Annotated in this window: 8 protein-coding genes and 1 pseudogene; 4 read left to right on the plus strand and 5 right to left on the minus strand. The window is 35.1% G+C overall.

Annotated features, from left to right (window positions below; all coding sequences use genetic code 11):
* Positions 1-45 precede the first annotated feature (45 nt).
* A complete protein-coding gene (locus ATE47_RS17005) occupies positions 46-1086 on the plus strand; it encodes a GMP reductase (RefSeq protein ID WP_062163076.1) in 1041 nt (346 codons plus the stop codon).
* A 110-nt stretch (positions 1087-1196) separates the two neighbouring features.
* A pseudogene (locus tag ATE47_RS17010) lies at positions 1197-1823 on the plus strand (DUF1835 domain-containing protein); the annotation flags it as partial.
* A 1-nt stretch (position 1824) separates the two neighbouring features.
* Here the strand turns inward: ATE47_RS17010 and ATE47_RS17015 are convergent.
* The 5 genes from ATE47_RS17015 to ATE47_RS17035 form a co-directional block, all read right to left on the minus strand.
* The gene (locus tag ATE47_RS17015) at positions 1825-3144 is read right to left on the minus strand and encodes a DUF6056 family protein (protein WP_062163078.1); all 1320 of its coding nucleotides are present in this window, start codon (positions 3142-3144) and stop codon (positions 1825-1827) included.
* Positions 3145-3151: 7 nt separating this feature from the next.
* On the minus strand, positions 3152-3895 hold the full coding sequence (fabG, locus tag ATE47_RS17020; RefSeq protein WP_062163079.1) for a 3-oxoacyl-[acyl-carrier-protein] reductase: 744 nt from the start codon (positions 3893-3895) through the stop codon (positions 3152-3154).
* Between the two features lie 184 nt (positions 3896-4079).
* Positions 4080-5555, minus strand: coding sequence for a WG repeat-containing protein (locus ATE47_RS17025; protein ID WP_062163080.1), 1476 nt, complete (start codon positions 5553-5555; stop codon positions 4080-4082).
* Positions 5556-6230: a 16S rRNA (cytidine(1402)-2'-O)-methyltransferase gene (gene rsmI / locus ATE47_RS17030; protein WP_062163081.1), complete on the minus strand. Its 675-nt coding sequence runs from the start codon at positions 6228-6230 to the stop codon at positions 5556-5558.
* A gap of 8 nt (positions 6231-6238) precedes the next feature.
* Entirely contained in the window at positions 6239-7783 is a 1545-nt protein-coding gene (locus ATE47_RS17035; RefSeq protein WP_062163082.1) for a hypothetical protein, read from the minus strand.
* A 61-nt stretch (positions 7784-7844) separates the two neighbouring features.
* Between ATE47_RS17035 and ATE47_RS17040 the strand changes: the two genes are divergently transcribed.
* Positions 7845-8435, plus strand: coding sequence for a thymidine kinase (locus ATE47_RS17040; protein ID WP_062163083.1), 591 nt, complete (start codon positions 7845-7847; stop codon positions 8433-8435).
* A gap of 127 nt (positions 8436-8562) precedes the next feature.
* Positions 8563-11010, plus strand: coding sequence for a bifunctional UDP-N-acetylmuramoyl-tripeptide:D-alanyl-D-alanine ligase/alanine racemase (locus tag ATE47_RS17045; protein ID WP_062163084.1), 2448 nt, complete (start codon positions 8563-8565; stop codon positions 11008-11010).
* Positions 11011-11014: the final 4 nt, after the last annotated feature.

Genomic DNA, 11014 nt, shown 5'->3' on the forward strand with positions numbered 1-11014 from the left:
ATTATTTGCTAATTTTATTTAAACAATTTAAACCAAATACAAGAAATGCGAATTGAATATGATATAAAACTGGGATTCAAGGACGTGATGTTCAGACCGAAACGTTCTACATTGAAATCCCGTTCTGAGGTTGATTTGGAAAGAGAATTCACATTCAGACATACTAAAAAGAAATGGAAAGGAACCCCGATAATTGCCGCTAACATGGATACGGTGGGAACTTTTGAAATGGCTGTAGAACTGGCAAAAGATAAAATAATTACAGCTGTTCATAAGCATTATTCCGTTGAAGAATGGTCAGCATTTTTGAACAGCCAGCCGGACAGCATTCATCAATATATTGCTTTAAGCACGGGAACCGGAAAATCAGACGAAGAAAAAATCAGGACAATCCTCGAAAAGCACCCAAAAATCGAGTTTCTCTGCATTGATGTAGCCAATGGTTATTCCGAACATTTTGTTGATTTTGTGAAGAAAGCAAGAGCTAATTTCCCTGACAAAATCATCATTGCGGGCAATGTGGTAACCGGAGAAATGGTGGAAGAGCTTCTTCTCGTGGGAGCAGATATCATAAAAGTGGGCATCGGGCCGGGTTCTGTTTGTACAACAAGAGTAAAAACAGGCGTTGGCTATCCTCAGCTTTCCGCGATTATCGAATGTTCTGATGCGGCGCATGGGTTGGGAGGGCATATTATTGCAGACGGTGGCTGTAAAGTTCCGGGAGATGTGGCCAAAGCTTTTGGTGGAGGTGCAGACTTTGTAATGCTGGGCGGAATGTTTGCCGGTCATGATGAAAGCGGCGGCGAAATCATTGAAGAAAACGGTAAAAGATTCAGACTGTTCTACGGAATGAGCTCAAAAACCGCGATGGATAAACACTCTGGTGGTGTTGCAGAATACAGGGCTTCAGAAGGGAAAACAGTGAAAGTGGCTTACAAAGGTCCGGTTTCGGAGACTGTGAAGGATATTTTGGGAGGTGTTCGATCTACCTGCACGTATGTGGGAGCTTCAAAATTGAAAGAACTGTCGAAAAGAACGACTTTTATTCGGGTTCAAGAGCAAGAAAATCAAATATTTAAGGATTAATAATTGAATGTAATATTCAACATAGCAAACGGAGATTATCTCGCCGATCAGTTGAAGAAAACTTCTATCGCCGGCGAGATCATTGTTTGTAGAGAAGCTTTAGTTGCGGGCCGTTACAGGCTGATAATCTGGATAGTTTCTGGAAAATACGGTCTGAGTATATTGAACGAGATTATAATAATTCACAGAAATGCTATTATTCAAAAGTGGTTTCGGAATTCGAAAAATTATTGAAGATTCCGGAAGGTTCTGAGGTCAATCTTTGGTTTGAAGATGATCTGTTTTGCCAGGTGAATATGTGGTTTTGCCTTTCATTATTATCTGATAGTAAAGGGTTAAAAATCTACCGTGTTTTTCCAAAAACAACGAATAAAGATCATTGGAAGGGATTCTCTGTTTCCGAGAATTCAGATCTGGAAGCGTCATTACTTTCAAAGGTTTTGTTTGAAGAAAAAGATATCGAATTAGGCATCAATCTTTGGGAAGCTTATCGAAACAACAATATTGAATTATTGAAAGAACTCTCTAGTAATCAATCCAATTGCTTTCATTTTTTGAAAGAAGTGATAACAGCATATTCAACTATAAATCTTGAAGCTTTTATTGAAAATTTAGTCAAAACCGGTACAACAGACTTTAATATTATCTTTGAAAAGTTCCTGAAAGAATTTGAAATTTTAGGCTTTGGTGATCTTCAGGTGAAGACGATTTACAATAAAGTTTTGAATACAAAATAGATTATTCTGTTCTGATATATTTCTTATTAAAATACTTCTGCAACTGGTCATTCACGTATTTTTTATCTTCATTTACGGAAGACATTTCATCAAAATACAAGACGTTGGGAACGGTTTTTATTTTATTTAAAATCAAAGAATCTTCTTTTGAATTCTTAATGGCAGAAATACGGTCTTCTATCTCCTGATCATAGGCTTTCAAGTCTGTATAAAGGATTTCTTTAACAATAGAGCTTAAGTTATAATCTATATTAAAATTAGAATATCTTTCAGGGAAAATATTGAATTGTGGCAAAAAAACAACAATAAAGGAGATTCCCCATAATTTTTTTATCCCCTTCCATCTAAACATCATCACCACGGAAAAAGTAAGCAAGAAAAAGAAAATAATATTCTCAAACTGACGCCCGACCGTGTTCATAATGTAGCCCGTAAAAAGTAAGGGCAGAAATGAAATTGCCCAAATTAAAACTGCTTTTTTAAAGCTTATTTTTTTAATAATTATCTGCAATTCTTTTTCAAAAACTTTGATAAAAAGTGGCAGTACAAGCACAGTTTTGAATGCAATATAAATGGTATTTGCTCCTAATACTCCTACTCTTTTTGCCCATTTTATATAAAAGATATCTGTAGAATCTGCCAGTCGTTTGAAGTTTCCGGGTGCTAAAAAGCTTATCAAAAATCCTATCGTTCCGATGATTAATAAAATCCTGTTTTCTTTTGATTTAATTTGATAATTTAATACGATTAAGGCTCCCAAAAGAATTAATGCCAGAATTTCATTAGATCCCATTAAAATTGCCACTAATACAGCACTTAAAAGAAACCATCCCATTTTTCCTGATTCCTGAAATTTACCATAAAAAAGCAGTAAAAAACCTGATAAAATCAAAGGTATAAAGTAAATATTCGCTCCTGAAATCCAATAATAATGTTCGGAAATACTTATCAGAAGAGTTGTGTAGAAGAAAAACAACAGAAATCCTTTCACTAATGAATCTGAAAAGGAATATTTAAAATATTGTTTAAAATTTAAGGCAGAAACGCCAATAAAGGTTGAAAATAAAAATATAGGATAGAGTTTAGGTAAAATATTTTCCGGGTCCTGAGAAACCGGATTCAACATATTAAGAGTATATCCAAAGTATCTTCCGCCCCAATTTGTATAAAAATCTATACTGTTTCCTATGATCCCGAGTCTTTTTGCGCCCCAGGAATAAATATAATCATCGGTCTGATATACATTAAAAAAAGCAATGTAAATCAGACCGATGCATAATAAAATCGACAAGAATAAGATGATATTCTGTACTAATTTCATATTCTTTTTATGTCAACATTCCGCCGTCAACGTTCAACGTTTGACCTGTAATATAAGACGCCATTTCGCTTCCTAAAAACACACAGGCATTGGCAATATCCTCAGGTTTTCCGCCTCTTTTCAACGGAATTCCGTCTCTCCATTCCTGAACTTTTTTGTCATCCAGAGCAGCCGTCATTTCGGTTTCGATAAACCCGGGCGCAACTGCATTGCAACGGATATTTCGGGAACCCAGCTCAAGGGCTACAGATTTTGTAAAACCGATAACTCCTGCTTTAGACGCAGCATAATTTGCCTGGCCTGCATTTCCGCTAATCCCTACCACTGAAGTCATATTGATAATAGACCCTGATTTTGCCTTCATCATCGGCTTGATAGCCGCTTTTGTAAGGTTGAAAACAGAATCCAGATTTACTTTGATAATTGTGTCCCAATCTTCCTTAGACATTCTCAACAGCAGGTTGTCTCTTGTAATTCCTGCATTGTTGATCAGGATATCAATCTGGCCAAACTCAGCCATTACTTCCTCAACCAGTTTTTGAGCCGCATCGTAATCTGATGCATCAGATTGGTAACCTTTAATTTGAGTTACAGAACTTAAAGTCGCTTCTAATTCCTTCGCTTTGTCTACAGATCCCGCATAAGTGAATGCTACTTTTGCTCCCTGTTGAGCATACATTTCAGCAATCCCTTTCCCGATTCCTCTCGTAGCTCCTGTAATTAGCGCTACTTTTCCTTCTAATAGTTTCATATTTATGACATTATTTTCTTTATAACTTATTAGCCTTTTGAAAGTTGACTAATATACCAATATTTAATTTTATCAAAATAAGCGGTCCGCAAAGATATTATAAAATGTTATTCAAAGCATTCTAAATCATTTTTTTAGTAAAATTTTATAACTGTTTTTTGTCATGTAAGAGCATAGGAAGCACTTAATCGATGAAATTCCTGTCCTCCTGTTCACTAAAATAGATGTACTCTGAATCTTTTCCTTTGATGAGTTTTATTCCCTTTTTGTCCGCTAGATATTTATCGAAAATAACTTCTGTCAGCGGCTCGTTTTTATGGTTGGTAATTCCGAATTTGTTGTCTTTTTTCACTACAAATTCATTAGCTCCAACGAAAGTTATGATATCATTGTAGATAAACGGGATAATTTCATTTCCCTGCTCGTCAAGTATTCCGTACAGGTTTTCTGTATTTTTCCCGATCAGCATTGGATACGATTCCAAGGGTTTCATTTCTGCAAACCCTTTCAGCTCTTTGTATTGTGCATCTGTTGGGGAAAATTTGTAATAGACACCGCTTTTGCTTACAATCAATGTATTAGGAAATATTTTTTCTATTTCGTAATCATCTTTTAAGACTTTTTCTAAATTTTTATCCAGGATCGTTTCTTCTTCGCCTTTTCTTAAGTAAAGATATTTTTCACCAGCGATATTTAAACCTTCTATTCTGTCATATTCTTTTGGAAAGACAATTTCTCCATTCAGTTTTATGACTGCAGCCTTTGGATTTTTAGAGTCTTGAGAAGTTTTGAATAACCCATTAAATAATGGGTTTACATAATGATAATCAAGACCATACACTCTTCCTTCCTTCTTTGAAAAAATGCTTACGTTATCATCTTTTGTAAGGTAAATATATTCTCTTCCCACGAAAGCCTGTTCATAGATTTCATCTGCAATTACATTCTCTTTTTCGTCAATAATCCCATATTTGTTTTTTATCGGATCAAGAGTTACCAAATAAGGAAAAGCATTGATATTGTCGATATTATGGTTGGAAATTGTACTTAGCGTTTTGCCGTTATTATCAATGATTTCTCCGGACTTTTCACCTTTTGTAAGGTAAGTTCTGCCTTTATAAAAACGAAGATCGTCGGTAAATTCTCTGTCCGAAATTTTATTTCCGTTAAAGTCATAGATTAACCAAATTCCATTTTTTTTAACAAAAAATCTACTCTCGCTTGCGAATTCTATTTTATCAGAAAAAGGAATAATCTGTTTTCCATTAAAATCATAAACACATTCTTTTCCCTGTTTTGAGTAAATTAACCTGTCTTTTTTTTCCCATGTCCTGTATTTAAATTGAGCCAAAGGGATTAATTCTTTTCCTTTTTCATCAATTAAAGCAATCTTTCCGTTGGAATTTCCGGCTTTTACTTTTAAAATAAATCTGTTTTTCCACAAATGAGAGATCTCACTTTTAGAAGGATAATCAAAAGTAATATTGCCTAAAGAGTCTACAATTCCGGATTTCCCGGTTTTGGCGTCTGTGGTCATTCCGTAGCCTTTCGTGTAGGAATGTACTTCTTTGCCTAGTTTTTTGGTTAAAAGTATCTGCTTGTACTGATCCGTCTGTCCAAGGCAAACCGATGAAAACAGCACGAAAATTATTTTTTTCAATTAAATGGAATTATTTACAATGAGAACAATCTCACCTTTTAAAGTTTTGCTTTTTGAGAATTCAATTAATTCATTGATTGTCCCTCTTTTAGTCTCCTCAAATTTTTTGGAGATTTCCCTGCTCAGGCTTACTTTAGTTTCTTCCCCAAAGAATTCTTTGATCTGCTCTAAAGTTGTGTTTATTTTGTGAGGGCTTTCGTATAAAACGATGGTTTTTTTCTCTTCTGCGAGCTGTTTCAGCTTTGTCTGCCTTCCTTTTTTCTGAGGTAAAAACCCGGCAAAAAGAAATTCATTATTCGGCAGCCCGGAAACTACCAGAGCCGGCACGAAAGCTGTTGCTCCCGGCAGGCAAATCATTTCAATCTGATGATCTGCTCCCGCTTTTCCGAGCAAATAACCCGGATCCGAGATTCCTGGAGTTCCTGCATCGGTAATAATCGCAATATTCTGACCGTTTTTAAGGTCTGTAATCACCTTTTCCGTGGCCTGATGCTCATTATGCAGATGATAAGATTTTAAAGGCTTGGAAATCTCAAAATGCTTCAGAAGAATCCCTGAAGTTCTCGTGTCTTCGCACAAAATATAATCAACCTCTTTCAGTACATTTACCGCTCTGAAAGTCATATCTTCCAAGTTCCCGACCGGTGTAGGAACAAAATATAGAATTCCGCTCAAAATTTGTTTTATAAAAATTTATTTTCTACCAATATCCACAGTCTTTGGGCGTATTCATCTACTTTACTCCATTTTTTCTGATAATAAAGATCGCTCAGGTATTCTTTTGCGTCTTCCAGGTTTTTGAAGCTGTTTAGGTTATTTACCACTTCATTCAGTTCAGACTGGCTTCCTCCGAATAATGTTTTTGTAAAAGCAATCCTGTCGTTCAAATCAAGCTTAAACTGGGGCTTTGGCTTTTCCGCTTCCATAAAATTGGTAGGAATATTGGTTTTTAAAATGCTTCCCGTATCTTCTTTGCTCTCTGTAGAAGTTCTTTTTTCTTCCGGAAATACTCTTTCCAGGTGATCATCATCAAAAAGTGTCTGTACAGCTTTTAATCCTTTGATATTGGCTAACTTTATCTTTTTTTCCTGCTGATATTGTTCTAAGTTTTCGAAATTTTCATCAGAAGCCAATTTTTCTTTTTCTCCTTCAGGAACAGGCCTGTTGATTTCTACGATTTTCCTTCTGTCGTTAATTTCCGCCAGGATAATTCTTTCCTGCTCTTCCTCCTCGCTTCTGCCTTCGTTTTTTATTTCGTTTACAATATTTTCTGCATTGGAAGTTTCGGTCGCCATTTCTCCCTGATCCATTGCTATATTTGATATGATAAACTGTTCTTCATTTTCTTCGATCAACAGATCGGTTTCCATTGGTTCCGTATCAAAAATGCTTGGAATTTTTTCGGTAATCTCAGAAGTTTCAGGTTCATTATTTATATTGGATTCAAAATTATCCTGAATTTTTTCCTCTTCATCAAAATCATTCAGTTCGTCTCCGCGATCATCAGAAATTTCATTTTCGAATTCGTCAATTTCGTTTAATTGATTATTGAAAATAGCTTCCTCCTCAGTTATTTCGTTATTAAACATCTTTTCATGAATATCATCATCATTTTCCGGCTCAGAATCTGCTAAAATTCTTTCTTCATCAACAAAACTTAAAGCACTTTCGCTGAATTCCGAAGTTTCATTTTCATCAATTTCATTCAATTGATTATTAAAAACAGCCTCTTCTTCCGTTACAGTATGCTTTTGGATTTGCTCTTCTGAATCTTCAGCAATTTCCGGCTCAGAATTTTCTTCAACAAGATTAACCAGTGATTCATGGAATTCACCTTCAACAATTTCGTTTAATTGATTGTTAAAAATTGCTTCCTCCTCAGTTACTCCATTTGAAAAAGATTCATTCCCTTTTTCGTTGATTTCGTTGAATTCATTATTGAAAATCGCTTCTTCTTCGGTTACTTCATTGTCTGCGTTATAGGCTTCTGCAACAGCAATTTCTGAAACCACGCTTCTATGAATTTCTAAACCTGATGAAGAAGTTTCCTTCCCGAAATATTCTATATTTTTTTCCAGCAAACGTAAGAACGAAATCCTGTTCGCAAGCTCATCCACAAGATCTTGCTTGGAAAGTAACTCGTCTACATTGCTTATTTTGTCCAGAATAGCTATGATATTCTTGGATTCAAAAAAAATCTTTTCCTTTAAGTCTTGGATGTTTTGCATATTAAGAATCTTGTTAAAATTGCTTACTTTTGATCTTAAAAATATACGGCTAATTTAACAAATGTTTTTAGAAAATACAATTAATCATTCCAAACAAAGCGGTTGGATGGAAGTTATTTGTGGTTCAATGTTTTCCGGAAAAACCGAAGAGTTGATCCGGAGGCTGAGAAGGGCAGAAATGGCAGGGCAGCATGTGGAGATCTTCAAACCGAAACTGGATACACGCTATTCTGATGAGGATGTAATTTCTCATAATCAGAATAAAATTCGCAGTACACCCGTGGAAAATCCCAACGAAATACTTTTGTTGGCCTCCAATTGTGATGTTGTAGGGATTGATGAGGCGCAATTCTTTGATGAGGGCATTGTTGATGTATCTAATCAATTGGCAAACAGCGGAGTAAGAGTAGTCATTGCAGGATTGGATATGGACTTTTTGGGCCGACCTTTCGGGCCTATGCCGAATTTGATGGCCACCGCAGAATATGTAACGAAAGTGCATGCTATTTGTAAAAGAACAGGAAATCTTGCTAATTATTCCATGAGGATTTCTTCCGGAAACAACCTTGTGGAACTGGGCGAAACGGAGAGTTATGAAGCGGTTAGCCGGCGTGTTTTTATTGATGAAGTACTTTTAAAGAAGAAAAAATAGTTAAATTAGCTAAAAAGCAAAGATGGCTGATAAAGCTAAAAGCAAATGAATTAAGGTCTTAATTTAAGCTAAGCTTATTCGTCATTTTTGGTTTTTTGCCTTAGAATATAAAGTAGAAGGGGCACCAATGAATTATACAGTAAATCAGATCGCAGAAATTACCAATGCACAGATAATTGGTGATAAGGAATTAATTATCAAAAATATAGCTTTTGATAGCAGGATTATTTATTCTACTAAAAACACTGCTTTTATTGCCATCAATACCCATAAAAATTCAGGGGAAAAGTTTATTGAGTCAGCGATTGACAGAGGTATTACTGTAATTATTTCCGAGCATCATTTTCCGCAGTTTGAAAATATAACGTGGATTATTGTTGGAAATTCCGTGGATTTTCTTCAGAAACTAGCCCAATATCATTTCGAAAATTCTCATCTTAAATCCATTGGAATTACGGGAAGTAACGGGAAAACTATTTTAAAAGAATGGTTATATCAATGCCTCTGGAACGAATTTCCGACCGTAAAAAGCCCCAAAAGTTTCAATTCTCAGATCGGTCTTCCGCTTTCTCTGCTTCAAATCAATAATTCTCATGAGCTGGGAATTTTTGAAGTCGGGATTTCGAAGCCTGATGAAATGCAGAAGCTGGAAAATATTTTTCACCCTCAGATTGGTTTGCTGACTCATATCGGAACCGCCCACCTTGCGAATTTTGAATCTGAAGAAGAATTAATTGATGAAAAAATAAAGCTTTTTAAAAACTCTGAAGTCATCATTTACAATGGTGACAACGTATTGGTTGACAGAAAGATAAAAGAAATATATTCAAGTAAGAAATTAATTTCTTACGGTTTAAAAAAAGAAAATCAGGTTTTAATTACAAACAGTATTTCAAAAGATGGAAATGTTGTTGTACAATATTTTGACGAAGAAATCACTTTTCCCGTTCATCAAAGGGACGAAGCGACCTTAACGAATGCTTTGGCGCTGATAACCGTTTTAAAAGAACTGAATATCGATAACCAAAAGATTGTCGAGAAAATCAATGCTTTAAAGTCTGTTGAAATGCGCCTTGAAGCCATTGAAGGAATTAAAAATAATATGATCATCAATGATTCTTTTAATCTTGATTTAGACTCTCTGAAAACCGCCCTTCAATTTTTAAATGAATACAAAAAACCGAAAAAATCCCTTGTTTTAACGGATATTGTTGGGGTAAATTCAAATTCTAAAGAGCTTTATGAAGAAGTCTCAGAATTAGTAAACGAACAAAAATTCGATTCTGTTTTCCTGATAGGCAATGAAATATCAAAATTTAGTGAATTATTTAAATCTAAAACTTTTACTTTCATTAATACTAAGGAATTAATTGACAGTAAACATCTTACAGAAATTGAAAATCAAATCATTTTATTAAAAGGAGCAAGAAAATTTGAAATCGAAAAATTAAAAGATATTCTTGAACTGAGAAAGCATGATACGGTTTTAGAAATTAATTTAAATGCAATTCTACACAACATCAATTATCATAAATCTTTACTGAAACCGACGACTAAAATGATGGCTATGGTAAAAGCAAATTCTTATGGACTAGGGAGTTATGAGATTTCAGAATTCCTACAGCATCATCATATTGATTATCTTGGCGTTGCTTTTGTGGATGAAGGTGTTGAGCTGAGAAAAAAAGGAATCACCGTACCCATTGTTGTCATGAATCCTGAACAGCACAGTTACGAAACAGTGATTGAATATAACCTGGAGCCGGAAATCTATAGCTTCAGAGTGCTGGAACTATTTTATGAAGCAGTTCAGAAATCAGGTTATGACAAAAAATATCCTGTTCATATTAAATTGGAAACAGGCATGCATCGCCTTGGTTTTAAGAGTTTTGAATTAGATCAATTAAGCGAAACCTTAAATAAAATTAATGTAAAAGTTCAGAGTATTTTCAGCCACCTTTCCTCCTCGGATATGCCGGAAGAGAAAGAATTTACCATGCATCAACTTGAAACTTTCGAAAAAAGTTCGACATATTTAATTGAAAAATTAGGTTACTCCCCTATCCGACATATTTTGAATTCTTCAGGAATAACAAGTTATACCAACTATCAATATGACATGGTCCGGATTGGAATCGGAATGCTAGGAGAATCACCAAATAGTGAAATACAAAAACAACTGCAGTCCGTAGTAAGCTTTAAAACAGTGATTTCGCAGATTTCTATGGTAGAAAATGGAGAATCGGTGGGATACAGCAGAAGATTTAAAACGGATCACACCACAAAAATAGCAACAATTCCTGTAGGATATGCGGACGGAATTCCTAGATTAATTGGGAATCAGGTTGGGAATGTAGGCATCAATAAAACACTGGCTCCCATTATCGGAAGCATTTGCATGGATATGATGATGATCAACGTCGATCATGTTCCGGATGTAAAAGAAGGGGATACGGTAACTGTTTTTAATGCAAAACCAAGCCTAAAAGAGTTCGCAGAATATTGTAAAACCATTACTTACGAAGTATTAACCTCTATTTCACCCCGTGTGAAACGGATTTATGTAAAAGATTAACACT

This window comes from Chryseobacterium sp. IHB B 17019 (genome assembly GCF_001456155.1).
GTDB lineage: Bacteria > Bacteroidota > Bacteroidia > Flavobacteriales > Weeksellaceae > Chryseobacterium.

What these genes read in the sequence shown, in the direction of transcription:
- ATE47_RS17035 (WP_062163082.1), bottom strand. Translation starts at nt 7,783, where the DNA reads ATGCAAAACATCCAAGACTTAAAGGAAAAGATTTTTTTTGAATCCAAG.
- ATE47_RS17040 (WP_062163083.1), top strand. Translation starts at nt 7,845, where the DNA reads ATGTTTTTAGAAAATACAATTAATCATTCCAAACAAAGCGGTTGGATG.
- ATE47_RS17015 (WP_062163078.1), bottom strand. Translation starts at nt 3,144, where the DNA reads ATGAAATTAGTACAGAATATCATCTTATTCTTGTCGATTTTATTATGC.
- fabG (WP_062163079.1), bottom strand. Translation starts at nt 3,895, where the DNA reads ATGAAACTATTAGAAGGAAAAGTAGCGCTAATTACAGGAGCTACGAGA.
- ATE47_RS17045 (WP_062163084.1), top strand. Translation starts at nt 8,563, where the DNA reads ATGAATTATACAGTAAATCAGATCGCAGAAATTACCAATGCACAGATA.
- ATE47_RS17005 (WP_062163076.1), top strand. Translation starts at nt 46, where the DNA reads ATGCGAATTGAATATGATATAAAACTGGGATTCAAGGACGTGATGTTC.